This window comes from Streptomyces rishiriensis (genome assembly GCF_003112535.1).
GTDB lineage: Bacteria > Actinomycetota > Actinomycetes > Streptomycetales > Streptomycetaceae > Streptomyces > Streptomyces rishiriensis.
Genome location: NZ_BEWA01000024.1, coordinates 83,328 through 107,965, shown reverse-complemented (window position 1 = coordinate 107,965; position 24,638 = coordinate 83,328). Strand labels below are relative to the sequence as shown.

Genomic DNA, 24,638 nt, shown 5'->3' with positions numbered 1-24,638 from the left:
ACCGCCCCAGCTTCCGCACCCGCCACGCCATTTGGCACTCTGTGACCTTCCGGGGGATGCACGGGAGGGGAAAACGATCATGAACGCGACGCAGACGGGGTCACACACCGGCAGGCCGGACGACCTGCACCACCACACCACGGGCGACCACCACACCGCCCCCACCGCCGAAAGCCACCCCGGCGCCGGCGACCCACGCATCGGCTGGTCCGCCACCGAAACCCCCCACACCCCCGCCCTGCGCCACCGCCGCGACGGCATACTGCCCACCGTCGCCGCCGCCCTCTCCGTCCGCGGCGCCACCCTCACCGGCACCGCCGCCCGCGGCGACCAGCCCCCACCCCTGCACCCCCTCGTCCAGGACTTCCTCGACACCCTCCCCAGCACCCAACGCGACCGCTTCACCGGCCGCTGCGCCGAAGCCCTCCTCATCTCCCGCCACATCGCCGCCGCCGACGCCGCCCGCAGCAGACGCGCAGCCCGCCGCCCCATGACCAACGGCGAAGCCCGCAAAACACTGAAACAAGCCAAACTCACCACCCGCCACATCCGCGAGGACGGCGACCCCCTCCACGGCAGCTTCGCCACCCCCTGCCGCGCCTGCACCGCCCTCAGCGCCCACCTCGGCGTCCGCATCGTCGACCCCGCCACCACCGACTGACCGCCCCACCCCAGGCCGGCGCCCCCCACACCCGGCCACGCACCACCAGCACGACGAACGAAGGGCAGATGCACCCCGACCGCACCTCCACCACGCGCTTCCCCGTACCCGTCGACGCCGCCCTGCGCGCCGCCGGCTGGCAACCCGGACGCTGGGACATCAAACAAGCCGAGATCTGGGCCGACACCCTCCGCGAACACACCTCACCCGCCGGCCACCGCCACGCCGTCTTCCCCGCCGCCGTCGAAGCCTGGGCCGAATTCGGCGGACTCACCGTCACCCCCACCGGCCCCGGCCGCCAGATCGCCCCCGCCACCCTCCACCTCGACCCCCTCCACGGCCTCCACCTCGCCCGCACCCTCGCCGACCTCGGCCGCGCCCTCGACACCGACGTCGCCCCCCTCGGCACCGAGACCGACACCCACTCCCTCCTCGCCATCGACGCCGAAGGCCGCGTCTACGCCCTCGACCACACCGGCGACTGGTACCTCGGCCCCGACATCGACCAAGCCCTCGGCACCCTCACCACCGGCATCGAACCCACCCGCCTCACCGCGCCCTGACCCCCGGCCGCACCGAGCGGCCCCCGGCCCACGAAGCCGACATCACCACGCCACCACAACGCCGCAACCACCACCCAGCGACCGCCACACCGCAATCACCGCTCAAAGATCACCGCTCAAAGATCACCGCTCAACGATCGCCACTCCGCGATCACCACCCAGCGATCACCACCCAGCGATCACGACGCCGGAATCACCGCCGACACCCGAAAACCCCCCGACTCCGTCGGCCCCGACACGAACACCCCGCCCAACGCCACCACCCGCTCCCGCATCCCCACCAACCCGTTGCCCCCCGACGGCAACCCCGCCGACGACGCCGACCCCGCCTCGGGCGGCGCACCGTTCTCCACCTGCATCGCGATCTCCGCCACCCGATGCGCCAACCGCACCCGCGTCTTCGCCCCCGCCGCATGCTTGTGCACGTTCGTCAACGCCTCCTGCACCACCCGGTACGCCGTCTGCTCCACCTCCCGCGCATACGCCCGCACCTCACCCTCCACCGACAACTCCACCACCATCCCCGCAGCCGCCGACTGCCCCACCAACTCCTCCAGCTCCTCCAGACAAGGCCCCTCCCCCTCCTCCACCACCGCCACAGCCACCAACGGCACCGACGCGGCCCGCGCCCCCGACCCGCCACTGCGCAACACCCCGAGCATCTCCCGCAACTCGGTCAACGCCTGCCGCCCCATGTCCCCCACCAACACCGCGTTGCGCACGGCCTTCTCCGGATCCTTCCGCGCCACCGCCTGCAACGCCGCCGCATGCACCACCATCAGACTCACCCGATGAGCCACCACGTCGTGCATCTCCCGCGCGATCCGCGTCCGCTCCTCACCACGCGCCCACTCGGCCCGCTCCTCCGCACGCTCCGCGAGCAGCTGCAACTCCCGCTCAAGGCTGTCCGCCCGCTCGCGCAGACTCTCCATCAACCGCCGCCGCGCCCCCACGTACATCCCCAGCAACAACGGCGGCGCCGTCAACCCCAGCGACGTCGTGATCGCCGCGAACGGAACGAACCAGTCCCCCAGCGTCAACGAGCCCCGGTTCATGCTCTGCCGCACCTGCACGAACGTCACGATCAACGTCCCCACCAACTGCATCCCCGCCAGCGAACCGATGATCCGTCGAGGCAACTCCGACGCGGCGAGCGTGTACAACCCCACGATCCCCATCAGGAAACCCATCTGCGCCGGCGTGATCGCGATCGCCACGAGCACGACCGCGATCGGCCACTTCCGCCGCACCACCAGCACCGAACCGGCCAGCGCCCCGAACACCACCCCCACCGCCACCGGGATCCCGGCGTCCTGCGCGAACGGAACCCCCTCCACCGCACACTCCACGGCGGACACGAACCCCAGGGTCCAGTCGAACGCCGCGCTACGCCGTCTGCTCCACCACAACGGCCCTCCCCGGGCCGCCGTGTCCTCTTCCCCCGTCGTGGTCATGACTCCACCCTACGGGCGCGGCCCCCGCCTTTTCCGGCGACTTTCTCCGACCGCCCCACACCACACACCGTAACCGAACAACATCGAAACCCACCGGTATCCCTCGAACTGCTGAACCAGACCCGTTCGATCCCGGAACCCAGCATTCCGCCCAGACGGTATGCGCATGGCACATACCCATGGCAAGTACGCGGACTTCGAAGACCTCCGCGAACGGGCGCTCGCCCTGCGACGTGAGGGCCTCAGCCGACGCCAGATCCGCGACCGGCTCCACGTCCACAACAACGACATCCTCAACCGCCTCCTGGAGGGCGAGCCCCCGCCGGACTGGACGAAGCGCCCGAACGCCAAGGACGACCTCCGGGACAGGGCACGCGAGCTACGACTCCAGGGTTGGACGTACGACCGGATCCAGGTGGAGCTGGGTTGCTCGAAGAGCTCGATCTCCCTCTGGGTGCGGGACCTGCCCAAGCCGGAGCGGCGCACATCCGCGGAACAGGCTCGGCTGGCGAACCGGCTGAGGTGGGAGCACGAGCTGGCCGTGCGGGACGAGGCGCGACAGCGGACCAAGGCTGCGGCAGCGGAACAGATCGGCGAGATGTCCGCCCGCGATCTGTTCGTCGCGGGCGTCGCCCTCTACTGGGCCGAGGGCTCGAAGGACAAGCCCTACGCCCGCCGCGAGAGCGTTCTCTTCGTCAACAGTGATCCCGGAGTGATCCGGCTCTATCTCTCGTGGCTCAACCTCCTGGGCGTGGGGCCCGAACGCCTGACGTACCGGCTGATGATCCACATGACCGCGGACGTCAGGAGCGCCGAGCGGTACTGGGCAGAGCTCGTGGGCATTGACGCCTCCGCCCTCCAGAAGACGACGATCAAGAAGCACAACCCCAAGACCGTCCGCAAGAACGTCGGCGAGAACTACCGAGGCTGCCTGGTGATTCGAGTGCTACAAGGAGCCGACCTGTACCGCCGGATCGAAGGCTGGTGGTCCGGCATGGTGGACTCGGCCGGGCGGGATCATGCCCCTCCCTGCCTCCGGTAGTGTTTAGGGCAGCAATCCGCCGTGGGGTAGCGGCATCCCGCAGGCCTTTGGAGCCTTGAGACGCTGGTTCGAATCCAGCCGGCGGAGCTGCCGAGCCGGGCCCTGACATCACTGTCGGGGCCCGCTCTCATGTCCCCCCGGAAACGCCCCGGTATCCTTCGGATGTCCCCACCTCTCCACAGCCGAAGGGCAACTCCGTGAGCGCCATTCGCCCGGCAGCCGTCGTCGTACTCGCAGCGGGTGAGGGCACCCGTATGAAGTCGGCCATACCGAAGGTCCTGCACGAGATCAGCGGCCGCAGCCTCGTGGGCCATGTGCTGGCCGCCGCCCGCGAACTGGACCCGGAGAACCTGGTCGTCGTCGTCGGGCACGCCCGCGAGAAGGTCACCGCGCACCTCGCCGAGGTCGACGCCGCCGTGCGCACCGCCGTGCAGGAGGAGCAGAACGGCACCGGTCACGCCGTGCGGATGGGGCTGGAGCAGCTCGGCGGCGCTGTCGAGGGGACCGTGGTGGTCGTCTGCGGCGACACTCCGCTGCTCACCGGCGCGACCCTGGCGCAGCTCGCTGCGACGCATCAGGCGGACGGGAACGCGGTGACGGTGCTGACGGCCGAGGTGCCGGATGCGACGGGTTACGGGCGGATCGTGCGGGACGAGGCGTCGGGTGCGGTCACGGGGATCGTGGAGCACAAGGACGCGTCGGAGTCGGTGCGGGCGATCCGGGAGATCAATTCCGGGGTGTTCGCGTTCGACGGGCAGCTGTTGGCGGACGCGTTGAAGAAGGTGCGCACGGACAACAGTCAGGGCGAGGAGTACCTGACGGATGTGCTGGGGATCCTGCGTGAGGCCGGTCACCGGGTCGGTGCGTCGGTCGCCGCCGATCACCGTGAGATCGCGGGCATCAACAACCGGGTGCAGCTGAGCGAGGCGCGTCGGATTCTGAACGACCGGTTGCTGACGGCGGCGATGCTGTCCGGCGTGACGGTCGTGGACCCGGCGTCGACGTGGGTGGACGTGACGGTGACGTTCGAGCAGGACGCGGTCGTCCACCCGGGTACGCAGTTGCACGGTTCCACGCACCTGGGTGAGGGCGCGGAGGTGGGTCCGAACTGCCGGCTGACGGACACGGAGGTCGGTGCGGGGGCGCGGGTGGACAACACGGTGTCGTACAGCGCGCGGATCGGCGCGAACGCGTCGGTGGGGCCGTTCGCGTATCTGCGGCCGGGTACGCGTCTGGGTGCGAAGGGCAAGATCGGCACGTACGTGGAGACGAAGAACGCCTCCATCGGCGAGGGGACGAAGATCCCGCACCTGTCCTATGTCGGGGACGCGACGATCGGTGAGTACTCGAACATCGGCGCTGCGAGCGTGTTCGTGAACTACGACGGACAGGACAAGCATCACACCACCGTCGGGTCGCATTGCCGGACGGGTTCGGACAACATGTTTGTGGCGCCTGTCACGGTCGGGGACGGTGCTTACACCGCCGCCGGGTCCGTGATCACGAAGGATGTGCCGCCCGGTTCGTTGGCTGTGGCCCGTGGCCAGCAGCGGAATATCGAGGGTTGGGTGGCTCGTAAGCGTCCTGGCAGTGCGGCGGCGAAGGCGGCGGAGACGGCGTCCCGCGAGGCGGAGAGCGAAGGCTGACCGGAAACAGGCGCGTCGGACTCGGCGTACCGTGATAAGTGCACACCCGCACCCCACCAGCTGAGACGGCCTCGTCGCGCCCAGCGGCGTGGTTTCTCGACATCCAGCTGAGACACCTCTGAGGAGACAGTGCTGTGACCGGGATCAAGACGACCGGCGAGAAGAAGATGATGTTCTTCTCCGGCCGCGCCCACCCCGAGCTTGCCGAGGAGGTCGCCCACCAGCTGGGTGTCGGGGTCGTCCCGACGAAGGCCTTCGATTTCGCCAATGGTGAGATCTATGTGCGGTATCAGGAGTCGGCGCGCGGTGCGGACTGCTTCCTGATCCAGAGCCACACGGCTCCGATCAACAAGTGGATCATGGAGCAGTTGATCATGATCGACGCGTTGAAGCGTGCGTCGGCCCGTTCGATCACCGTGATCGTGCCGTTCTACGGTTACGCGCGGCAGGACAAGAAGCACCGTGGGCGGGAGCCGATCTCGGCCCGTCTGATCGCGGACATGATGAAGACGGCGGGTGCGAACCGGATCCTGACGGTGGATCTGCACACGGACCAGATCCAGGGTTTCTTCGACGGTCCGGTGGACCACCTCTTCGCCCTGCCGTTGCTCGCGGACTACGTGGGCAGCAAGGTGGACCGGGCGAAGCTGACCGTCGTGTCGCCGGACGCGGGCCGCGTGCGGGTGGCCGACCGTTGGTGCGACCGGCTGGGCGCGCCGCTGGCGATCGTGCACAAGCGGCGTGACAAGGACGTGGCGAACCAGGTGACGGTCCACGAGGTCGTGGGCGAGGTCAAGGGTCGCGTCTGCGTTCTCGTGGACGACATGATCGACACGGGCGGCACGATCTGTGCGGCGGCCGACGCGTTGTTCGCGCACGGCGCCGAGGACGTCATCGTGACGGCGACGCACGGTGTGCTGTCGGGTCCGGCGGCCGACCGTCTGAAGAACTCCAAGGTGAGCGAGTTCATCTTCACCAACACCCTGCCGACGCCGGGTGAGCTGGAGGTCGACAAGATCACGGTGCTGTCGATCGCGCCGACGATCGCCAACGCGGTGCGCGAGGTGTTCGAGGACGGTTCGGTGACGAGCCTGTTCGACGAGCAGTGACGGCCACGCTGACGGTCGCTGTGTGGGCCGCCGTGACGGTCCTCGTCTAGATCGATTTCTTGTACGGCCTTCCCGCCGCGTAGACTGTCCCAGTTGCTCGGCGAGGGAGGCCGTACGCGTGCGTTGCGCGTGTGTACGGCGGTCCGTTATCGACGCGCTCTTCGTAGCAGGCCGATGGTTTGGCCGGGTGACCACCTTTCCCCAGTTCTACGAGGAGTGAACATGGCCGAGGTCAAGCTCGCAGCCGAGACCCGCACCGAGTTCGGCAAGGGCGCCGCCCGCCGTATCCGTCGTGCCAGCAAGGTTCCCGCCGTCGTCTACGGTCACGGCGCCGAGCCGATGCACATCACGCTGCCGGGCCACGAGCTCCAGCTGGCGCTGCGCACCCCGAACGTCCTGCTGAGCCTGGAGCTCGAGGGCAAGACGCAGCTGGCCATCCCGAAGGCCGTGCAGCGTGACGCGATCAAGGGCTTCCTCGACCACGTCGACCTGCTGCTGGTCCGCAGCGGCGAGAAGGTCAACGTCGAGGTCTACGTGCACACCGAGGGCGACCTGGCGCCGGGCGCCTACCTGCTCGAGCACGTGCTGAGCACGCTGACCGTCGAGGCCGAGGCCACGCACATCCCCGAGTCGGTCACCGTCTCCATCGAGGGCCTGGAGGCCGGCGCCTCCATCCTCGCGAAGGACATCCCGCTGCCCAAGGGCACCACGCTGGTGATCGACGAAGACGCGGTCGTCCTCCAGGTGCTGGCCGCCCAGGCGGAGGAGGCCCCGGCCGAGACCGAGGCCGAGACCACCGAGGCCTGATCTTCCGGATCAACGTTCCGTCGGCCGCCGCTTCCCCCGGGGAGCGGCGGTCTGCGTATGGTCCCTGTGTGCGGTGCGGTTCCCGCTTCCGGCTCCTGCCTGGAGCCCGTGCCTGTAGCCCCTGTCAGCAGCCCCCGTAAGTCGAGTCGAGGAGACGTGGACGTGACGACCGATGCCAGTGCGCCCTGGCTGATCGTGGGCCTGGGCAATCCGGGTCCGGAGTACGCGATGAACCGGCACAACGTCGGTTTCATGGTGGCCGATCTGCTGGCCGGGCGGATGGGGGGCAGGTTCAAGCGTGCGGGCAAGGCGCAGGCGCAGGTGGTGGAGGGGCGGGTGGGTCCGCCGGGCGTGGGGAGCCGGCGGGTGGTGCTGGCGAAGCCGATGTCGTTCATGAATCTGTCGGGTGGTCCGGTGAACGCGTTGCGGGACTTCTACAAGGTGCCGTTGGGGAATGTGGTGGCGGTGCACGACGAGCTGGACGTCGACTACGGGGTGCTGCGGTTGAAGTTGGGCGGTGGGGACAACGGGCACAACGGTCTGAAGTCGATGACGAAGGCGATGGGCGCGGAGTACCACCGGGTGCGGTTCGGGATCGGGCGGCCGCCGGGCCGGATGCAGGTGGCGGATTTCGTGTTGAGGGATTTCGCGTCGGCGGAGCGCAAGGAGCTGGACTACTTCGTGGACCGGGCGGCGGACGCGGTGGAGGCGTTGGTGCTGGAGGGGTTGGAGCGGGCGCAGAGCACGTACAACTCCTGATCCGTCGTTCGGGAGGTTGACGTGTGGTTCGGGCATGGCCAATGATCCCGGCCATGTCTGCCGTTGCCGTCCGGTCCCATCGTCGTCGGAGTTCCTCGTGGAGGGGGCCGGCCGGGGGGTCGGCGGCGGCGTTGCGGTGGGGGCGGTTCGTGGCGATGGGCGCGGTCGCGGTGGTGATCCTGGTGGCGGGGGTGTGGGGTTCCTGGGGTGCGGCGCAGCACGTGATGCTGACGAAGGGGCGGGAGCGGGGCACGGTGGCGGTGGCGCGGTGTGACGGGGGGTGGTGTGCGGGGCGGTATGCGCCGGTGTCGGCGGGTTCGACGGCTCGTGCGCGGGTTGTGATCGAGGACTCGGTGGCGGTGCGGGTCGGGGGGAGGTACGCGGTGGTGCTCAAGCCGGGCTCGGACGAGGCGGTGCGGTCGGGGCCTGCGGGGGTGTTGTTGGCGTGGGTGCCGTTGGGTGGGGCGTTGCTGTTGGCGTCGGTGGTGGTGGCGGGCGGTCTGGGGCGGGTGCGGGCGGGGTGGGTGCTGGCGGGCTCGGGGGTGGCGTTGTTGACGGCGGCTTTCCTGACGATGTGAGCGTTGCGGGGGTGGTGAGCGTTACGGGGGTTGTTGCTGCGGGGGGGGGTTGCGGGTGGTGGCTGGTGTGGACGTGACGGCGCCCCCGGGTTCGGGTGAACCCGGGGGCGCCGTCGTTTCGTGGGTGTCGGGCGTGTGCGTGTGGGGCGTGGGTGTGCGTATGGGCGAGGGTGTGGGTCAGCCGGTGTTGCGCAGGCCGGCCGCGACGCCGTTGACGGTGAGCAGGAGGGCGCGGGCCAGGAGCGGGTCGGGTTCGGCGCCGGCGGCCGCGGCGTCGCGCTGGCGCTTGAGCAGGGTGACCTGGAGGTGGGAGATGGGGTCCAGGTAGGCGTCGCGGATGCTGAAGGTCTGCTTGAGGGCGGGGGTGGCGTCGAGCAGTTCGCGTTCGCCGGTGATCTTGAGGACTTCGGCGACGGTGAGGGCGTGTTCCGTCTTGATGGTGTCGAAGATGTGGCGGAGTTCGTCGGGGACGAGGGTGTCGACGTAGTGCTGTGCGATGCGCAGGTCGGTCTTGGCGAGGGTCATCTCGACGTTGGAGATGAAGTTGCGGAAGAAGTGCCACTGTTCGTGCATCTCGTCGAGCACGGTGTCCCCGTCTTGCCGCGGGCCTGCCTCGCGCAGTGCCTTGAGGCCGGAGCCCACGCCGAACCAGCCGGGGACGATCTGCCGCGACTGGGTCCAGCCGAACACCCACGGGATGGCGCGCAGGCCGTCGAGGGAGACGCCGGAGCCGGGGCGGCGGGAGGGCCGGGAGCCCAGGTGGAGGTCGGCGAGCTGGTCCACCGGAGTCGAGGCGAGGAAGTACGTCGGCAGGTCCGGGTCCTCGACGAGGGCGCGGTAGGCGGCGTGGGCGGCGTCGGAGACGACGTCCATGGCGGCGTCCCAGCGGGCGAGGGCTTCGTCGGACTGGCGGGGGGCGGTGTGCAGGGCGGAGGCCTGCAGGGTGGCGGCGACCGTCAGTTCCAGGTTCTCCCTGGCGAGGGAGGGGATGAGGTACTTGTCGGAGATGACCTCGCCCTGTTCGGTGACCTTGATCTCGCCTTCGAGGGTGCCCCAGGGCTGGGCGAGGATGGCGTCGTGGGAGGGGCCGCCGCCGCGGCCGACGGTGCCGCCGCGGCCGTGGAAGAGGCGCAGGCGGACGCCGTAGCGGTGGGCGACGTCGCGCAGTCGGCGCTGGGCGCGGTGGATCTCCCACTGGCTGGTGGTGATGCCGCCGAACTTGGAGGAGTCGGAGTAGCCGAGCATGACTTCCTGGACGTCTCCGCGCAGGGCGACCAGTCGGCGGTACGACGGGTCGGAGAGCATGTCCTCCAGGATGGTGTCGGCGGCCTTGAGCTCGTCGGTGGTCTCCAGGAGGGGCACGATGCCGATCTTGGCCCAGCCCGCGTGCAGGTCGACGAGTCCGGCCTCGCGGGCGAGGACGGCGGCGGCGAAGACGTCGTCGGCGCCCTGGCACATGGAGATGATGTAGGACTCGATGACCTCGGGTCCGAAGACCTCCAGGGCGCGCTTGACGGTGAGGAAGACGCCGAGGGTCTTCTCTCCGGCGGCGTCGACGGGGGCCGGGGTGGGCGCGAGGGGCCTGCGGGACCTGAGTTCCTTGGCGAGGAGCTTGGTGCGGTACTCGCGGGGCATGTCGGTGTAGCGCCAGGATTCCTCGCCGAGCCGGTCGAAGAGCTGGCCGAGGGCGTGGTGGTGGGCGTCGGCGTGTTCGCGGACGTCCATGGTGGCGAGCTGGAGGCCGAAGGCGGCGAGGGTGCGGATGGTGCGGTTCATGCGGCCGTCGGCGAAGAGGCCGCCGCGGTGTTCGCGCAGGGAGGTCTGGATGAGGGTGAGGTCCTGCAGGAGTTCGCTGGTGCCGAGGTAGTCGCGGCCGGGCTCGTGGGGGATGCCCTTGGCGAGGCGCTGCTTGGTGTTCTCGAGCTTCTGGCGGATGCAGGTGGCCTTGAGGCGGTAGGGCTCTTCGGCGTTGAGGCGCTTGTAGCGGGGGCTGATCTCGGGGAGTCGTTCGAGGTCGGTCTGGAGGGAGGCGAGGAGTTCGTCGGTGGCGCCGGTGTAGCGGATGGAGTTCGAGAGGAATCCGCGCAGTTCGTCGATGGTCTCCAGGGCGTCGTTGATGCCGTGTTCGTGCTGGAGGATCAGGACGTCCCAGGTGACCTGGGGGGTGACGTTGGGGTTGCCGTCGCGGTCGCCGCCGATCCAGGTGCCGAAGGTGAGGGGGCGGGTGTCGTCGGGGAGCTTGACGCCGACGCGTTCCAGTTCCGCCGTCAGGTCTTCGAGGACGTCTCCGACGGCGCCGGCGTGGAGTTCGTCGAGGTAGTAGATGGCGTTGCGGGCCTCGTCGGCGGGCTCGGGGCGGACGACGCGCAGTTCGTCGGTCTGCCACACGAGGTCGATGTTCTCGGCGAGGCGGGTGTCGTAGCGGCGGCGGTCGGCCTCGATGACGGGGGTCTCGAGGAGTGCGGCGATGCGCCGGAGCTTGTTGAGGACCGACCGGCGCGCGGCTTCGGTGGGGTGCGCCGTGAAGACGGGGCGGACGTTGAGGTGGCGGACCGTCTGGGCGATGTGTTCGGGGTCGGCGTCCTTGAGGCGGTCGGCGGTGCGGGCGAGGAGGCCGCCCTCGGCGGCGCGGCGCTCGCGCAGTTGGCGGCCGCGGTGCACCTGCTCGGTGACGTTGGCCAGGTGGAAGTAGGTCGAGAAGGCGCGGACCAGCTTGGCCGCGGTCTCGAGTTCGATGCCACGCAGGAGTTCGGCGGCGGCTTCGCCGTCTTCTCGGGTGAGGCGGCGGACCTTTTCGACCAGTTCGAGGAGTTCTGGGCCCTCCTGCCGGACGAGGGTCTCCCCGAGGAGGTCGCCCAGTCGGCGGATGTCGGCGCGCAGCTCGGTGCTGGTCGTCGTGGTGGCCTGGCCAAGGTCGTCGGCACTGCTCACAGGTGCGGCTCCTTGCAGTGTTGAAGCTCGTCCGGGAGGGAACTCGGGTGCCGGGCCTCGCGGCGGACGCCGCATACGGGTCCTGACATCCGGGAAGAAAACAGAGCGGACCGCGCTGTCCGACCGTTTCCAAGGATAGGTGTCCGCGGAGACGCGCAGGCTGGCGGGCTCTTGCCGCGGGGCGGTGCGCTGCCATACTTACGTTGCCGTAGGTTACGGAACCGTAGGAATGACGCGGGGTTCCGGCGTCACGGCATCCTCCCTCCTTCCAAGACCCCCCAGGGGACGCGCATGACCACAGGTTCCAACGTGATCGAAGACCCTTCGAAGACGCCGGACGACGCCACCACGCCCTCCGCCACCCTCGGTGGCGAGCAGAAGCGATCGATCGAGCAGATCATGCTGCTGCTCTTCATCGTCGTTCCGTTCCTCGCGGTGCTGGGGGCGGTGCCGCTGGCGTGGGGCTGGGGGGTGAGCTGGCTGGACATGGGGCTGATGGTCTTCATGTACTTCCTCGGCTGCCACGGGATCACGATCGGTTTCCACCGGTACTTCACGCACGGTTCGTTCAAGGCGAAGCGGCCGCTCCGGATCGCGTTGGCGGTCATGGGCTCCCTGGCGGTGGAGGGGCCGCTGGTGCGCTGGGTGGCCGATCACCGCAAGCATCACAAGTTCTCCGACGCGGACGGGGACCCGCATTCGCCGTGGCGGTTCGGGGAGACCGTGCCGGCGTTGATGAAGGGCCTGTGGTGGGCTCACATCGCATGGATGTTCGATGAGGAGCAGACGTCGCAGGAGAAGTACGCGCCGGATCTGATCAGGGACCCGGCGATCCGTGCGATCTCGCGCCAGTTCGTGCTGTTCACGGTGGTGTCGCTGGCGATCCCGCCGCTGGTGGGCGGTCTGGTGACGATGTCCTGGTGGGGCGCGTTCACGGCGTTCTTCTGGGGCTCCCTGGTGCGGGTGGCTCTGCTGCACCACGTGACGTGGTCGATCAACTCGATCTGCCACGCGGTGGGCAAGCGTCCGTTCAAGTCCCGGGACCGCTCCGGCAACGTGTGGTGGCTGGCGGTCCTGTCCTGCGGCGAGTCCTGGCACAACCTGCACCACGCCGACCCGACGTCCGCGCGGCACGGGGTGATGCGGGGCCAGGTGGACTCCTCGGCGCGCTTCATCCGGTGGTTCGAGATGCTCGGCTGGGCGTACGACGTGCGCTGGCCGTCACGCTCGCGTATCGATTCGCGCCGTAACACCGGTGAGGACGGCTCCCGGCAGGGGAGGGCGACCGTCGAGGCGGCATGATTGACGGCGTGGCGACCGATCCCAGCAACACCTCCAGTCCCAGCGGTGAAGTGAAGCCGCGGCGCGCGCGTCGCACCAGGATGACGGGGGCGGAGCGTCGGCAGCAGTTGCTGGAGATCGGCCGCACCCTGTTCGCGGCGAAGGGCTTCGAAGGCACGTCGGTGGAGGAGATCGCGGCGAAGGCCGGGGTGTCCAAGCCGGTGGTGTACGAGCACTTCGGCGGCAAGGAGGGGCTGTACGCGGTCGTGGTGGACCGGGAGATGCGCCGGCTGCTGGACATGGTCACGTCGTCGTTGACGGCGGGCCACCCTCGTGAGCTGCTCGAACAGGCGGCGTTCGCGCTCCTGGACTACATCGAGGAGTACACGGACGGCTTCCGCATCCTGGTCCGCGACTCCCCCATCCCGCAGTCGACGGGTTCCTTCGCCTCGCTGATCTCGGACATCGCCACCCAGGTGGAGGACATCCTGGGCCGCGAGTTCAAGAACCGCGGTTTCGACGCGAAGCTGGCCCCGCTCTACGCGCAGGCCCTGGTCGGCATGGTCGCCCTGACCGGGCAGTGGTGGCTGGACGTGCGCCGCCCGAAGAAGGCGGAGGTGGCGGCGCATCTGGTGAACCTGTGCTGGCACGGCCTGGAACGCCTGGAGGCCAAGCCGCATCTGATCGGGCGGCGCAAGAGCTGAGCCGGTCCGGCGCCGTCGGCATCGGGCGGTTCGACGCATGCGGCAGGCCCCCCGTCCGCTGGGACGGGGGGCCTGTCCGCGTGTGCGCGGCGTCCGCGCGCTCGCTCAGTGCTTGAAGACGTCCTTCGTCTTCTCCTTGGCCTGTCGCGCGTCGCCCTTGGCCTGGTCCACGCGGCCTTCGGCTTCGAGCCTCTCGTTGCCCACGGCTCGGCCGACCGTCTCCTTGGCCTTGCCCTTGGCCTGTTCCATCTTCGCCTTGGACTTCTGCTCGCCTGCCACTGTTCATCACTCCCAGTCAGGTTTGCGTGCGCTCTCTGTACAGCGGGTGACCCGCCTGGCGCGTCTCAAACCCGAACGCTTCGCGAACCCCGTCCCGCCCTCACGGCTCGTCGTCGGGTTCCAGGAACTCCAGTCGGTTGCCGACGGGGTCCTGGGCGTGGAAGCGGCGGTGTCCGGGCAGGGCGTCGTCCCAGGTGATCCGCGTGCCGTGCCGTGCCAGCCGGGCCGCGTAGGCCTCGATGCCGGTGACCCGCAGTCCGGGGTGGGCCTTGCGGGACGGCGTGAAACCGGGCTCCGTGCCCAGGTGGAGCTGGACGGCGCCGGCCTGGAACCAGCACCCCCCGTTCGCCGCGAGCGCCGGCGGCTTGGGGATCTCGGTCATGCCGAGGGCGTCCACGTAGAAGGAGCGCAGCAGGTCCTCGGAGCCGGGCGGAGCGGCGAGCTGGACGTGGTCGACGGCGGCCAGCATCTCAGCCCGCCTTCGTGGCGACGGCGAACAGGCGGCGGAACGGCAGGACGGTGCCGTACCCGGCGCTCGGGTAGGCCTCGCGGAGCAGCTCGCGGTATTCGGCGACGAAGGCGTCGCGGGCCTCGGGGTCGTCGGCGAGGGCGTCGAGGGCGGGGCGCAGTCCGGTGCCCTTGACCCAGTCCAGGACGGGGTCCTCGCCGGGCAGGACGTGCAGGTAGGTCGTGGTCCACACGTCGGTCGCGCAGCCGAGGCGGGCCAGCCGGTCGAGGTAGACGCCGGGTGCGTGGACGGAGTCCTCGTGGCGCAGGACGTGGCCGAGGCGGCTCTTCCAGCGCGCGCTGCCGCTGAGCTCGCGCATCAGGGCGTGCAGGGGCGCGTCCACGTTGTGCGGGACCTGGAAGGCGAGGGTTCCGCCCGGGGCGAGGCCGTCCAGCCAGCCGGCGAGGGCCTCGAGGTGGCCGGGGACCCACTGGAGGGCGGCGTTGGAGACGAGCAGGTCGTAGGTCTCGGCGGGCGTCCAGTCGGTGAGGTCGGCGTGGGCGAAGTCGAGGTGCGGGCGCGCGTGGGCGGCGGCGTCGGCGAGCATCTGCGGCGAGTTGTCGTAGCCGGTGATCCGGGCGGTGGGCCAGCGGTCGGCGAGGGCGACGGTGACGTTGCCGGGGCCGCAGCCGAGGTCGGCGATGCGGGGCGGTTCGCGGGGCAGGGCGGGGACGCGGGCGAGGAGGTCGGCGAAGGGGCGGGCGCGGTGGCCGGCGTGGCGCAGGTACTGGGCCGGGTCCCAGGAGGGGTTCGTCGTCATGCCCCGACTCTCTCCCCGATTTATCTCGACGTCAAGATGCTCGACATCAAGAGACTTCATGTCGACACAACCACTACACTGATCGTCATGGAGGACGAGGTCGATCGGCTGGTCGCAGCGTGGCGCCGGGAGCGCCCGGACCTCGACGTGGAGCCGCTGGAAGTACTGAGCAGGGTGAGCAGACTGGCCCGGCACCTGGACCGGGCCCGCCGGCTCGCGTTCTCCGAGCACCAGCTGGAGCCGTGGGAGTTCGACGTCCTGACGGCGCTGCGGCGCGCGGGAGTGCCGTATCAGCTCTCGCCCGGACAACTGCTGACGCAGACGCTGGTGACCTCGGGCACGATGACCAACCGCATCGACCGCCTCGCGAAGAAGGGCCTGGTGGAGCGGCTGCCGGATCCGAGCGACCGGCGGGGCGTGCTCGTCCGTCTCACGGACGACGGCAAGGACCGCGCCGACCAGGCGCTCGCCGGTCTGCTCGACCAGGAGCGGGCGATCCTGGCCGAGCTCTCCCAGGCGCAGCGCGGCGAACTGGCAGGCCTGCTACGCCAGTTGACCGCCCCGTTCGACAACATCCCCGGTTAGGTCGACCGGCCCGACCCCCGCCCGCCTGGCGAGGGCGACCGCGGCGAGGGTGGAGTGCACGCCCAGTTTGCCGAGGACGTTCTGCATATGGGTGCGGACGGTGTGCGGGGACAGGAACAGGCGCTCGGCGACGGCCTTGCGCCCCAGTCCCGCCACCATGCACCGCAGCACCTCGCGTTCCCTCGGCGTGAGGGACTCCACCAGGCGTTCGCTCTCGGTGCGGTGCTTGCGCGCGGCGGTCAGCTCCCGCAGGACGCCGGTGAGCAGGGCGGGAGGCAGATGCGTCTCCTCGCGCAGCACCCCCCGGATGACGGTCAGCAGGCGGGAGAGCGAGCAGTCCTTCGCCACCCAGCCGGACGCTCCCGCCTGCAACGCGAGTGCCGCGCGGCGCGGGTCGTCCTTCTCGGCGAGCACGACGATCCGGACGTGGGGCTGTGCGCTGCGCACGCCCGTGACCAGCGATATCCCGTCGACGAGCCCGTCCTCGCCCACCTCCTGCACGGGCACGGCGGCCCGTATGCCGGGCAGCGTGCCGCCCAGGTCGGCGTCGACGAGCAGCACGTCGTACCGGCGCCCTTCGGCGGCCGCGCGCTCCAGGCTGCGCAGTGCCGCCGGGCCGCTGCCGGCCGCGGACACGTCGACGTCCGGCTCGGCGGCCAGCGCCGCGGCGAGCGACTCGGCGAAGATGCGGTGGTCGTCGACGACCAGTACACGGATGCGAACCACGAAACCCCCTTCCCCAAGCTCCTTGACGGAGCAGGGGATACCCCAAAGGTCCGGAGACGGAGAACAGCAAGAAAGAGGAAGCACACACAGAACACGGCGAACACGGAGAACACGAAGACCACGGAGAACGTCGACCAGCGCGGACACGGCGCCCACAGGGAGCGCCCTGGCCGCACGGCCGCCGCCGTGCAGACACTGCTACCCCCACCGCGGGCGTCGTACCCGGCTGTCTCGCCCCCCTGATCAGCACCGGCCCCCACCGGTGTTGTTCACAGCGTAGAGCTGTGGGCCGACAGCGGAAGGCAATGTGCAGAACTAATTCGCGGACGCGTTTATGGTGTGCCGCATGTTCCGTCTTGAGACAGAAGTCGACAGGACTCGGCGCGATCTTCTCCGTTCCCGGCTGCTGGCCGCCAACACGGAGGCCTCACCGGTTCTGCGCGCCCTGCGCGGCACCCCGGCGGAACGCGAGTCGCCCCTGCACGTGTGGGCCTGCGGTCCCGGGGGTGAGCTGGCCGGCGGTCTGGTGGGCCACACCTGGACGGCCTGGCTGCACGTCGCCCACCTGTGGGTGGACGCCCGTCACCGCGGGGCGGGCCTGGGCTCCCGGCTCCTGGCCGAGGCGGAGCGCGCCGCCCGCGACGAACGGGGCTGCACGCGGGTCCGCCTGGAGACCTGGGACTTCCAGGCCCCGGAGTTCTACCGGCGGCACGGCTACCAGGTGGTGTGCGTGATCGAGGACTACCCGCCGGGCATCACGGAGTACACGCTGACCAAGCGCCTCACGCACGAACCGGGGTGAGGCGCTCTTCGCCTCACCCCGGTGGGTGACGTCCGCGTCCGGGTCAGATCAGGCGGCGCGCTCCCGCCGAGGGCACTGCCTCGAAGACCCGCGGGGCCTTGAGGCCCGCAGCCGTGAACGCCTCGCCGACGGCCTTGGTGAGCGCCTCGACGTCGGTGGCCTCGGCCAGGACGATCGCCGAGCCGCCGAACCCGCCGCCGGTCATCCGCGCCCCCAGCGCACCGTGCGCGAGCGCGGTGTCGACGACGAGGTCCAGCTCGGGGCACGAGACCCGGAAGTCGTCCCGGAGCGAGGCGTGACCCGCCGTCAGGACAGGTCCGACGGCACGGGTGTCGCCGCCCGACTCCAGGAGGGCCACGACCTGCTCGACGCGCCGGTCCTCGGTCACTACGTGGCGGACCAGCCGGCGGACCTCGTCCTCGTCGCCGAGGCGGGCGAGGGCCGCGTCCAGGTCGGCGTACGCGATGTCGCGCAGCGCGTCGACGCCGAGGAGAGCGGCGCCCTTCTCACAGCCCGCCCGGCGCTTGCCGTACTCGCCGCCGCTGTGGGCGTGCGTGACCTGGGTGTCGACGACCAGCAGACGCAGTCCCTCGGCGGCCAGGTCGAGGGGGATCTGCTTCTGGGAGAGGTCGCGGGTGTCGAGGAACAGCGCGTGGCCGGCCTCGCAGCACGCGGACGCCGTCTGGTCCATGATGCCGGTGGGGGCGCCGACGTAGACGTTCTCGGCGCGCTGGCACAGCCGGGCGAGCTGCCAGCCCTGGAGCCCGAGCTCGAACAGGTCGTTCAGCGCCAGCGCCACGACGACCTCGAGGGCCGCCGAGGACGACAGGCCCGCGCCCGACGGGACGGTCGACGCCAGGTGGACGTCGGCGCCGGTCACCGGGTGGCCGGCCTCGCGCAGGGCCCACACGACACCGGCCGGGTACGCCGTCCAGGCCTTGTCGGACTCGGGCGTCAGCTCGTCCAGGCGCAGTTCGGCGACGCCCGCGTCGAGGTCGGCCGAGTGCAGCCGCAGCACGCCGTCCGTGCGCCGGGAGACCGCGGCGACGGCGGTGTGCGGCAGCGCGAACGGCATCACGAAGCCGTCGTTGTAGTCGGTGTGCTCACCGATGAGGTTGACGCGGCCGGGCGCCGCCCACACCCCGTCGGGTCGCGTGCCGTACAGCTCGACGAAGCCGTCCCGGACCTGCTCTGCCCCCATTACCGCTCCCCTGCGCCGTGTGCGTTGTGCTGTGCGAACTCCCACGCGTCCGCGACGATACCCGCGAGGTCCGCGCGGGACGGGTTCCAGCCCAGCCGTTCGCGGGCGGTGTCCGCCGAGGCGACCAGGACGGCCGGGTCCCCGGCGCGGCGCGCAGCCGCGACCTCGGGGATCGGGTGCCCGGTGACCTTGCGGACGGTCTCGACGACCTCGCGGACGGAGAAGCCGTTGCCGTTGCCGAGGTTGCAGATGAGGTGCTCGCCGGGCTTCGCGGCCGCGACGGCGAGCAGGTGCGCCTCGGCGAGGTCGGCGACGTGGATGTAGTCGCGCACGCAGGTGCCGTCGGGGGTCGGGTAGTCGTCGCCGTAGACCGAGATGGCCTCGCGGCGGCCCTGGGCGACCTGGAGGACGAGCGGGATGAGGTGCGACTCGGGCTCGTGGCGCTCGCCCTGCGCGCCGTACGCGCCGGCCACGTTGAAGTAGCGCAGGGAGACGGCGCCGAGCCCGTGGGCCGCGGCCTCGCCGCTGATCATGTGGTCGACCGCGAGCTTGGAGGCGCCGTAGGGGTTGGTCGGCCGGGTGGGCGCGGTCTCGACGATCGGGACCTGCTCCGGCTCGCCGTAGGTGGCCGCGGTGGACGAGAAGACCAGCTTGCGCACGCCCGCCTCGCGCATCGCGCCGAGCAGCGCCATGGTGCCGCCGACGTTGTTCTCCCAGTACTTCTCCGGCTTGACGACGGACTCGCCGACCTGCGAGAACGCGGCGAAGTGGAGCACCGCGTCGAAGGAGTCGTCGAGGTGCTCGCCCGCGTCGCGGATGTCGCCCTCGATGAACGCGGCGCCCGCGGGGACGCCCTCGCGGAAGCCGGTGGAGAGGTTGTCGAGGACGACGACCTCGTGGCCGGCCTCCAGCAGGTGCTGGGCGACGACGCCGCCGACGTAGCCCGCGCCGCCCGTGACCAGATACTTGCCGCGCGTGCCGGTGGTGCCGCTGCCGGTGGTGCCGCTCATGAACTCGCTACCTCTCGCAGTCGCTGGGCCGCGAACTCCGGCGGCACGTCGTTGATGAAGACGTTCATGCCCGACTCGGAGCCCGCGAGGAACTTCAGCTTGCCGGACGTGCGACGGATGGTGAAAAGCTCCAGGTGCAGCCCGAAGTCGTCGCGGTTGACGCCCTCGAACTCCTCCAGCGCGCCGAACGGCGCCTGGTGCCAGGCGGAGATGTACGGCGTGGGCGGTTCACCTTCGCCGAAGATCCGGTCGAAGCGCCTCAAGAGTTCCAGGTACACCTGGGGGAACTCTGTGCGCGCGTCCTCGTCGAGGGCCAGCAGGTCCGGCACCCGGCGCTTGGGGTAGAGGTGCACCTCGTACGGCCAGTGGGCGGCGTACGGCACGAACGCGACCCAGTGTTCACCCTCCAGGACGACTCGCTCGCCCGCGAGTTCACGCTGCAGGACGGCGTCGAAGAGGTTCTCCCCGCCCGTGGCCTCCTTGTGCGCGGCCACCGAACGCAGCATCAGGGCGGTGCGGGGGGTGGTGAAGGGGTAGGCGTAGATCTGCCCGTGCGGGTGACCCAGTGTCACGCCGATCTCGGCGCCGCGGTTCTCGAAGCAGAACACCTGTTCCACGGAGGGCAGATGCGACAGCTCGGACGTCCGGTCCGTCCACGCGTCGAGGACCAGTCGCGCCTGCTCCTCGGTGAGGTCGGCGAAGGCCGCGTTGTGGTCGGAGGTGAAGCAGACCACCTCACAGCGTCCGGAGTCGCCGGCCAGGGAGGGGAAACGGTTCTCGAAGACGACGACGTCGTACGAGGAGTCCGGGATCTCGCTGAGCCGGTCGCCCTGCGAGGGGCAGAGCGGGCACTCGTCGGCGGGCGGGTGGTAGGTGCGGCCCTGCCGGTGCGAGGCGACGGCGATGGAGTCGCCGAGCAGCGGGTCGCGCCGTACCTCCGAAGTGGTGACCGTGGGGTCCAGCGGACGCTTGTCCACCGCGTCGCGCACCGCGTCGTCGCGCTGGTCGTAGTAGATCAGCTCACGACCGTCGGCCAAGCGGGTCGAGGTCTTCTTCACCGCGACTCTCCTCCGTACCTCTGGACCCGCGGACCCAGATTCGTACACCTAGCGAAGCTTCCAACAGAACCAAACACATAAAACCACAAAGTCCCAGGCTAGTCATCACCACAACCAAACAAAGAACACCAAAAGAAGTGAGCAGGGAATGCGAACCCCCACACACTCGGCGCCGCAGCTGGCCGCGGCGCTGCGCCTCCCGACGAACTGGCTCGACTACACGATCCTCGGCATCTACTTCGTCGTGGTCTTGGGCATCGGCTTCGCCGCCCGCCGGTCGGTGAAGACCAGCCTCGACTTCTTCCTCTCCGGCCGCTCCCTGCCCGCCTGGATCACCGGCCTGGCCTTCATCTCGGCCAACCTGGCCGCCACCGAGATCCTGGGCATGGCCGCGAACAGCGCACAGTACGGCGCGTACACCGTCCACTGGTACTGGATCGGCGCCATCCCGGCGATGGTCTTCCTCGGCCTGGTGATGATGCCGTTCTACTACGGCAGCAAGGTCCGCTCGGTCCCGGAGTTTCTGCTGCTGCGCTTCGACAAGGCCGCCCACCTGCTCAGCTCGGCCCTGTTCGCGTTCGCCGCGATCCTGATCGCCGGGGTGAACCTCTACGCGCTGGCGATCGTCGTCGAGGCCCTGCTGGGCTGGCCGCAGTGGGTGGCGATCGTCGTCGCGGGCTTCTTCGTGCTGGCGTACATCACGCTCGGCGGCCTGTCCTCGGCGATCTACAACGAGGTCCTGCAGTTCTTCGTGATCCTGGCGGCCCTGATCCCGCTGTCGGTGCTGGGCCTGAAGAAGGTGGGCGGCTGGGGCGGCCTGACCGACAAGCTGACCGCGAGCCACGGCGACCACTTCGTCACCGCGTGGGGCGGCACCGGCATCGGCAGCGCCAACCCGCTGGGCGCGAACTGGCTGACCATCGTGCTGGGCCTCGGCTTCGTCCTGTCGTTCGGCTACTGGACGACGAACTTCGCGGAGGTGCAGCGCGCCCTGTCGGCCAAGAACCTGTCCGCGGCCCAGCGCACCCCGCTCATCGCGGCCTACCCGAAGATCTTCATGGTGTTCCTGGTGATGATCCCGGGCCTGGTGGCGGCGGTCCTGGTCCCGAAGATCGGCACGAGCGGCTCGGACCTGCAGTACAACGACGCGATCCCCTACCTCATGCAGGAACTGCTGCCGAACGGCGTGCTGGGCATCGCGGTGACGGGTCTGCTGGCGGCGTTCATGGCCGGCATGGCGGCGAACATCTCGTCGTTCAACACGGTGTTCACGACGGACATCTGGGCCAAGTACGTGGTACTGGGCCGGGAGGACGCCTACTACGTCCGGTTCGGCCGTCTGATCACGGCGGTCGGCGTGGCCGCGTCGGTGGGCACGGCGTTCCTGGCGTCGTCCTTCTCCAACATCATGAGCTACCTCCAGACCCTGTTCTCCTTCTTCAACGTGCCGATGTTCGTCGTCTTCATCGTCGGCATGTTCTGGAAGCGGGCGTCGAAGAAGTCGGGCTTCTGGGGTCTGCTCGCGGGCACCACGGCCGCGATGGTGAACTACTTCGTCCTCTACAAGCGGGACGTCATCGGCATCCCCACCGACCAGGGCGCCAACTTCGTCTCCGCCATCGCGGGCTTCGTGGCGGGCGCGGTCGTGATGGTGATCGTGTCACTGTTCACGGCCCCCAAGCCGGACGAGGAGCTCCAGGGCCTGGTCTACGGCACCGTCTCCCCCGGCATGGCCGAGCCGCCGGCCGCGGGCGACGACGCGTGGTACCGCCGTCCGGCCCTGCTGGGCTGGGGCGCGGTGATCCTGGCCGCCCTCTGCTACATCCCGTTCTCGTTCTGAGCCCTCGCGACACCTGCGGGAGGATGGAAACGCCATGTCCGAGCAATTCGAACCGTCCGAGAGCGCCGAGGCCGCCGCGGAGCGGCTGCGGCGAGCGGGGTACTCCGAGGCCGACGTCCAGCGCGAGGTCACCGAACTGGAGCACAAGTCCGCGACCGCGGCCCGCATCTTCGACCTGCGCCGCATCATCGGCGGTCTGTTCGTCGTCTACGGCGTGATCGTCACGATCGCCGGCATCACGGACAGCGACGCGGAGATCGACAAGGCCCAGGGGATCAACATCAACCTGTGGACCGGCCTGGGCATGCTGGCCCTGGGCGTCTTCTTCCTGGTCTGGCTGAAGCTGCGCCCGGTGGCCCCGGTGACGCCCACGCTGCCGCCGGAGGCCCTGAAGGAGGACCTCCCGCGCGGCGAGTAGCAGCGCTGGAGCGAGGCGGCTCCGGAGCCGGGGCCTGCGCCCTTCGGCTCCGGAGCCGCCCCGTCACCTCTAGTCCTCGTGGCTCGCGACGTTCGCGTTGACGGCGTCGTCACCGTTGTTGCAGATCTGCTGGGTCGCCGTCTGGTTCGACGAGGACCCGAGCAGCGGGAGGTTCAGGTTCGGGATGTTGATCAGACCGAACGAGATGTTCTCCACGTGATTGGCGCACTGCCTGGAGTCGCCGTCCGAGCCCGAGCCGTGGGCGGAGGCGGTTCCGGCCCCGGCGAGACCGAGGCTCCCGATCATGGCAGCCACGAGTACGGTCTTGTGAAGCTTGCGCATTACATTCCCTTTTCCGGCTGAGTGACAGGCTTCGTCACTGAATGGAGCGGTACGATCACTGACCGTATGGCGTGATGATCGGATCCGCACCTCCACAACACCCGTGTCCGCACCTACGCCACCGCCAGCTCGCACCACACGAGCTTGCCCCGGCGCCCCATGCGGGACAGCGGCTGCCAGTGCCAGACGTCCGCGCAGGCCCGGACGAGACCCATCCCCCGCCCGCTCTCCGCGCCGGTCACCTCCTCCAGCCGGCACGGCGGCTCGGGCGGCTCGGGGTCCGCGTCCCACGCCCCGATCTGGAGCACGCCGTCCCGGAACCGCAGCCGCAGACAGGCCGGGCCCTTCGTGTGCAGGACGGCGTTGGACATCAGCTCCGAGGCGAGCAGTTCCGCGGTGTCGACGAGGCCGACCAGGCCGTGGAGGGTGAGGACCAGACGCAGGGTGCGGCGGCAGACGGTGACGGCGCGGGGGTCGCTCGGAATGTAGAGCGAGTACTCCCAGGAGTCGGCTTCAGCGGGCATGGGTCAGCTCCAGGCGGGGGGTGGGGAGTCGGAGTCACGGGCGGTGGCCTGCCGCAGCCGCCATGGCAGGACGGAGCGGTGCGCTTCCGCGGTGTGCGCGGTGCGTCACTGACGGTAGGGTAGAAATTCATACCCTCGCAACCGGCTCCCGTAATCTGTCCCCCGAACGAGGAGTCCCGGAGAGGCAGTTACGCGGATGACCATGCGGAACCAACCCACGGCACGGCAGATGCGCCTGGGCTCCGAGCTGCGCAAACTGCGGGAGGCGGCAGGCCTGCCGGCCAAGGAGGTGGCGGGACTCCTCGGGTCGAGCTCGGCTCACATGAGTCAGATCGAGGCCGGGACATCGGCAATCAGCGAGGAGCGGCTGCGCAGACTGGCAGCGCACTGCGCCTGCGCGGACGAGGCGTTGATCGAAGCGCTCGTGACGATGGCGACGGAGCGCTCACGCGGTTGGTGGGACGACTATCGCGGGGTTCTGCCCCAGGTGCACATGGACGTGGCGGAGGCCGAGCACCATGCGACCTCTGTTCGCGAAGTCGTCATCCCCTATGTTCCCGGACTGCTGCAGACCCCGGACTACGCCCGAGCGGTGTTCAGTTACATGCGTCCCGAGCTCCCCGAGAGCGAACTCGCACCGCGAGTGGAACACCGCATGAGGCGGCGCTCCATCATCGAGGGCGAGGCCCCCACCCCTTACGAGACGATCGTTCACGAATTCGCACTGCGCGTCCGCGTGGCCGATCGGAGAACGTCACTCGCTCAACTGCGTTGGATCCTGGACCAGATCGAACGCGGTCACACCACAGTGCGGGTCATTCCGACGGACCAGGACGGCTTTGCAGGTGCCGGAATCTCGATGATGTACCTGGGCGGACCGGTTCCCGAACTGGACACCGGGCTTCGTGATGGACCCACCGGGGTCACTTTCATCGGCGCGGACGCCCAACTGAAGCAACTCCGAATGCTCCTGAACCGGGTGCAAGAAGCGACGCTGGACCCCACCGCGTCACGGGACTTCATCCACCGCTTGTCGAAGGAGCTGTGAGA

Annotated in this window: 26 protein-coding genes and 1 tRNA gene; 16 read left to right on the top strand and 11 right to left on the bottom strand. The window is 69.7% G+C overall.

What is annotated here, in order from left to right; genetic code table 11:
* Positions 1-79 precede the first annotated feature (79 nt).
* Together Sri02f_RS34620 and Sri02f_RS34615 are read left to right on the top strand one after the other, a co-directional pair.
* A complete protein-coding gene (locus tag Sri02f_RS34620) occupies positions 80-661 on the top strand; it encodes a YwqJ-related putative deaminase (protein ID WP_109005294.1) in 582 nt (193 codons plus the stop codon).
* A gap of 68 nt (positions 662-729) precedes the next feature.
* A complete protein-coding gene (locus tag Sri02f_RS34615) occupies positions 730-1,224 on the top strand; it encodes an SUKH-3 domain-containing protein (RefSeq protein WP_109005293.1) in 495 nt (164 codons plus the stop codon).
* A 179-nt stretch (positions 1,225-1,403) separates the two neighbouring features.
* Here Sri02f_RS34615 and Sri02f_RS34610 read toward each other — a convergent pair whose 3' ends face one another.
* Entirely contained in the window at positions 1,404-2,678 is a 1,275-nt protein-coding gene (locus Sri02f_RS34610) for a sensor histidine kinase (protein ID WP_109005292.1), read from the bottom strand.
* Between the two features lie 166 nt (positions 2,679-2,844).
* Here Sri02f_RS34610 and Sri02f_RS34605 point away from each other — a divergent pair, with 166 nt between their 5' ends.
* From Sri02f_RS34605 to Sri02f_RS34575, 7 genes are all read left to right on the top strand, one after another.
* Positions 2,845-3,720, top strand: a complete 876-nt coding sequence (locus Sri02f_RS34605) for a hypothetical protein (protein ID WP_109005315.1) — start codon at positions 2,845-2,847, stop codon at positions 3,718-3,720.
* Positions 3,721-3,735: 15 nt separating this feature from the next.
* Positions 3,736-3,807: transfer RNA gene (locus Sri02f_RS34600), tRNA-Gln, on the top strand.
* 110 nt (positions 3,808-3,917) lie between these two features.
* Complete coding sequence (glmU, locus tag Sri02f_RS34595; protein WP_109005291.1) at positions 3,918-5,366, top strand: bifunctional UDP-N-acetylglucosamine diphosphorylase/glucosamine-1-phosphate N-acetyltransferase GlmU; 1,449 nt, start codon at positions 3,918-3,920, stop codon at positions 5,364-5,366.
* Positions 5,367-5,500: 134 nt separating this feature from the next.
* Entirely contained in the window at positions 5,501-6,475 is a 975-nt protein-coding gene (locus Sri02f_RS34590; RefSeq protein WP_109005290.1) for a ribose-phosphate diphosphokinase, read from the top strand.
* 222 nt (positions 6,476-6,697) lie between these two features.
* Positions 6,698-7,282, top strand: a complete 585-nt coding sequence (locus tag Sri02f_RS34585; RefSeq protein ID WP_069768599.1) for a 50S ribosomal protein L25/general stress protein Ctc — start codon at positions 6,698-6,700, stop codon at positions 7,280-7,282.
* 156 nt (positions 7,283-7,438) lie between these two features.
* The gene (gene pth / locus Sri02f_RS34580) at positions 7,439-8,041 is read left to right on the top strand and encodes an aminoacyl-tRNA hydrolase (RefSeq protein WP_109005289.1); all 603 of its coding nucleotides are present in this window, start codon (positions 7,439-7,441) and stop codon (positions 8,039-8,041) included.
* 41 nt (positions 8,042-8,082) lie between these two features.
* On the top strand, positions 8,083-8,619 hold the full coding sequence (locus tag Sri02f_RS34575; RefSeq protein WP_109005288.1) for a hypothetical protein: 537 nt from the start codon (positions 8,083-8,085) through the stop codon (positions 8,617-8,619).
* Between the two features lie 177 nt (positions 8,620-8,796).
* Here the strand turns inward: Sri02f_RS34575 and ppc are convergent, their stop codons facing one another.
* Positions 8,797-11,550: a phosphoenolpyruvate carboxylase gene (gene ppc / locus Sri02f_RS34570; protein WP_109005287.1), complete on the bottom strand. Its 2,754-nt coding sequence runs from the start codon at positions 11,548-11,550 to the stop codon at positions 8,797-8,799.
* Between the two features lie 291 nt (positions 11,551-11,841).
* On the opposite strand from ppc, the gene Sri02f_RS34565 reads away from it, so the two are divergent.
* Both Sri02f_RS34565 and Sri02f_RS34560 read left to right on the top strand, forming a co-directional pair.
* Positions 11,842-12,852, top strand: coding sequence for an acyl-CoA desaturase (locus tag Sri02f_RS34565; RefSeq protein ID WP_109005286.1), 1,011 nt, complete (start codon positions 11,842-11,844; stop codon positions 12,850-12,852).
* Positions 12,849-13,535, top strand: coding sequence for a TetR/AcrR family transcriptional regulator (locus Sri02f_RS34560; protein WP_109005285.1), 687 nt, complete (start codon positions 12,849-12,851; stop codon positions 13,533-13,535). Before Sri02f_RS34565 ends, Sri02f_RS34560 begins: the two co-directional genes overlap by 4 nt.
* A gap of 105 nt (positions 13,536-13,640) precedes the next feature.
* On the opposite strand, the gene Sri02f_RS34555 is transcribed toward Sri02f_RS34560, so the two are convergent.
* The 3 genes from Sri02f_RS34555 to Sri02f_RS34545 all read right to left on the bottom strand — a co-directional run bounded on the left by Sri02f_RS34555 (position 13,641) and on the right by Sri02f_RS34545 (position 15,082).
* Positions 13,641-13,814 carry a CsbD family protein gene (locus Sri02f_RS34555; RefSeq protein WP_109005284.1) on the bottom strand — a complete coding sequence of 58 codons (174 nt, stop codon included), beginning with the start codon at positions 13,812-13,814 and terminating at the stop codon, positions 13,641-13,643.
* A 100-nt stretch (positions 13,815-13,914) separates the two neighbouring features.
* The gene (locus tag Sri02f_RS34550; protein ID WP_109005283.1) at positions 13,915-14,283 is read right to left on the bottom strand and encodes a VOC family protein; all 369 of its coding nucleotides are present in this window, start codon (positions 14,281-14,283) and stop codon (positions 13,915-13,917) included.
* Between the two features lies 1 nt (position 14,284).
* Positions 14,285-15,082: a trans-aconitate 2-methyltransferase gene (locus Sri02f_RS34545; protein ID WP_109005282.1), complete on the bottom strand. Its 798-nt coding sequence runs from the start codon at positions 15,080-15,082 to the stop codon at positions 14,285-14,287.
* An 87-nt stretch (positions 15,083-15,169) separates the two neighbouring features.
* On the opposite strand from Sri02f_RS34545, the gene Sri02f_RS34540 reads away from it, so the two are divergent.
* Positions 15,170-15,667: a MarR family winged helix-turn-helix transcriptional regulator gene (locus tag Sri02f_RS34540; protein ID WP_109005281.1), complete on the top strand. Its 498-nt coding sequence runs from the start codon at positions 15,170-15,172 to the stop codon at positions 15,665-15,667.
* On the opposite strand, the gene Sri02f_RS34535 is transcribed toward Sri02f_RS34540, so the two are convergent.
* Positions 15,626-16,393, bottom strand: coding sequence for a LuxR C-terminal-related transcriptional regulator (locus Sri02f_RS34535; protein ID WP_109005280.1), 768 nt, complete (start codon positions 16,391-16,393; stop codon positions 15,626-15,628). The genes Sri02f_RS34540 and Sri02f_RS34535 overlap by 42 nt on opposite strands.
* Positions 16,394-16,727: 334 nt before the next feature.
* Between Sri02f_RS34535 and Sri02f_RS34530 the strand changes: the two genes are divergently transcribed.
* Positions 16,728-17,195 (top strand): GNAT family N-acetyltransferase, encoded by a 468-nt coding sequence (locus tag Sri02f_RS34530; protein ID WP_109005279.1) that lies wholly within the window; start codon positions 16,728-16,730, stop codon positions 17,193-17,195.
* Between the two features lie 43 nt (positions 17,196-17,238).
* Here the strand turns inward: Sri02f_RS34530 and galK are convergent, their stop codons facing one another.
* The 3 genes from galK to galT are packed head-to-tail and all read right to left on the bottom strand — an operon-like array spanning position 17,239 to position 20,464.
* The gene (gene galK, locus Sri02f_RS34525; protein ID WP_109005278.1) at positions 17,239-18,396 is read right to left on the bottom strand and encodes a galactokinase; all 1,158 of its coding nucleotides are present in this window, start codon (positions 18,394-18,396) and stop codon (positions 17,239-17,241) included.
* On the bottom strand, positions 18,396-19,406 hold the full coding sequence (galE, locus tag Sri02f_RS34520) for a UDP-glucose 4-epimerase GalE (protein WP_109005277.1): 1,011 nt from the start codon (positions 19,404-19,406) through the stop codon (positions 18,396-18,398). Before galE ends, galK begins: the two co-directional genes overlap by 1 nt.
* On the bottom strand, positions 19,403-20,464 hold the full coding sequence (gene galT / locus Sri02f_RS34515) for a galactose-1-phosphate uridylyltransferase (protein ID WP_109005276.1): 1,062 nt from the start codon (positions 20,462-20,464) through the stop codon (positions 19,403-19,405). The genes galE and galT overlap by 4 nt, the downstream gene beginning before the upstream one ends.
* 148 nt (positions 20,465-20,612) lie before the next feature.
* On the opposite strand from galT, the gene Sri02f_RS34510 reads away from it, so the two are divergent.
* Both Sri02f_RS34510 and Sri02f_RS34505 read left to right on the top strand, forming a co-directional pair.
* Complete coding sequence (locus Sri02f_RS34510) at positions 20,613-22,304, top strand: sodium:solute symporter family protein (protein WP_109005275.1); 1,692 nt, start codon at positions 20,613-20,615, stop codon at positions 22,302-22,304.
* Between the two features lie 34 nt (positions 22,305-22,338).
* On the top strand, positions 22,339-22,722 hold the full coding sequence (locus tag Sri02f_RS34505; protein ID WP_109005274.1) for a hypothetical protein: 384 nt from the start codon (positions 22,339-22,341) through the stop codon (positions 22,720-22,722).
* A gap of 69 nt (positions 22,723-22,791) precedes the next feature.
* On the opposite strand, the gene Sri02f_RS34500 is transcribed toward Sri02f_RS34505, so the two are convergent.
* A complete protein-coding gene (locus Sri02f_RS34500) occupies positions 22,792-23,064 on the bottom strand; it encodes a hypothetical protein (protein ID WP_109005273.1) in 273 nt (90 codons plus the stop codon).
* Between the two features lie 113 nt (positions 23,065-23,177).
* Entirely contained in the window at positions 23,178-23,588 is a 411-nt protein-coding gene (locus Sri02f_RS34495) for an ATP-binding protein (protein WP_109005272.1), read from the bottom strand.
* Positions 23,589-23,784: 196 nt separating this feature from the next.
* Here Sri02f_RS34495 and Sri02f_RS34490 point away from each other — a divergent pair, with 196 nt between their 5' ends.
* Positions 23,785-24,636 (top strand): helix-turn-helix domain-containing protein, encoded by an 852-nt coding sequence (locus Sri02f_RS34490; RefSeq protein WP_109005271.1) that lies wholly within the window; start codon positions 23,785-23,787, stop codon positions 24,634-24,636.
* The last annotated feature ends 2 nt before the right edge of the window (positions 24,637-24,638 follow it).

Excerpts from the sequence above, each read along its gene's own strand:
- Sri02f_RS34575 (WP_109005288.1), top strand. The coding sequence starts at position 8,083 with ATGATCCCGGCCATGTCTGCCGTTGCCGTCCGGTCCCATCGTCGTCGG.
- Sri02f_RS34540 (WP_109005281.1), top strand. The coding sequence starts at position 15,170 with ATGGAGGACGAGGTCGATCGGCTGGTCGCAGCGTGGCGCCGGGAGCGC.
- Sri02f_RS34620 (WP_109005294.1), top strand. The coding sequence starts at position 80 with ATGAACGCGACGCAGACGGGGTCACACACCGGCAGGCCGGACGACCTG.
- Sri02f_RS34615 (WP_109005293.1), top strand. The coding sequence starts at position 730 with ATGCACCCCGACCGCACCTCCACCACGCGCTTCCCCGTACCCGTCGAC.
- Sri02f_RS34565 (WP_109005286.1), top strand. The coding sequence starts at position 11,842 with ATGACCACAGGTTCCAACGTGATCGAAGACCCTTCGAAGACGCCGGAC.
- Sri02f_RS34545 (WP_109005282.1), bottom strand. The coding sequence starts at position 15,082 with ATGACGACGAACCCCTCCTGGGACCCGGCCCAGTACCTGCGCCACGCC.
- Sri02f_RS34605 (WP_109005315.1), top strand. The coding sequence starts at position 2,845 with ATGGCACATACCCATGGCAAGTACGCGGACTTCGAAGACCTCCGCGAA.
- Sri02f_RS34510 (WP_109005275.1), top strand. The coding sequence starts at position 20,613 with ATGCGAACCCCCACACACTCGGCGCCGCAGCTGGCCGCGGCGCTGCGC.
- Sri02f_RS34505 (WP_109005274.1), top strand. The coding sequence starts at position 22,339 with ATGTCCGAGCAATTCGAACCGTCCGAGAGCGCCGAGGCCGCCGCGGAG.
- galE (WP_109005277.1), bottom strand. The coding sequence starts at position 19,406 with ATGAGCGGCACCACCGGCAGCGGCACCACCGGCACGCGCGGCAAGTAT.
- Sri02f_RS34585 (WP_069768599.1), top strand. The coding sequence starts at position 6,698 with ATGGCCGAGGTCAAGCTCGCAGCCGAGACCCGCACCGAGTTCGGCAAG.
- Sri02f_RS34490 (WP_109005271.1), top strand. The coding sequence starts at position 23,785 with ATGACCATGCGGAACCAACCCACGGCACGGCAGATGCGCCTGGGCTCC.
- Sri02f_RS34500 (WP_109005273.1), bottom strand. The coding sequence starts at position 23,064 with ATGCGCAAGCTTCACAAGACCGTACTCGTGGCTGCCATGATCGGGAGC.
- Sri02f_RS34550 (WP_109005283.1), bottom strand. The coding sequence starts at position 14,283 with ATGCTGGCCGCCGTCGACCACGTCCAGCTCGCCGCTCCGCCCGGCTCC.
- Sri02f_RS34530 (WP_109005279.1), top strand. The coding sequence starts at position 16,728 with ATGGTGTGCCGCATGTTCCGTCTTGAGACAGAAGTCGACAGGACTCGG.
- Sri02f_RS34495 (WP_109005272.1), bottom strand. The coding sequence starts at position 23,588 with ATGCCCGCTGAAGCCGACTCCTGGGAGTACTCGCTCTACATTCCGAGC.
- Sri02f_RS34610 (WP_109005292.1), bottom strand. The coding sequence starts at position 2,678 with ATGACCACGACGGGGGAAGAGGACACGGCGGCCCGGGGAGGGCCGTTG.
- Sri02f_RS34560 (WP_109005285.1), top strand. The coding sequence starts at position 12,849 with ATGATTGACGGCGTGGCGACCGATCCCAGCAACACCTCCAGTCCCAGC.
- galK (WP_109005278.1), bottom strand. The coding sequence starts at position 18,396 with ATGGGGGCAGAGCAGGTCCGGGACGGCTTCGTCGAGCTGTACGGCACG.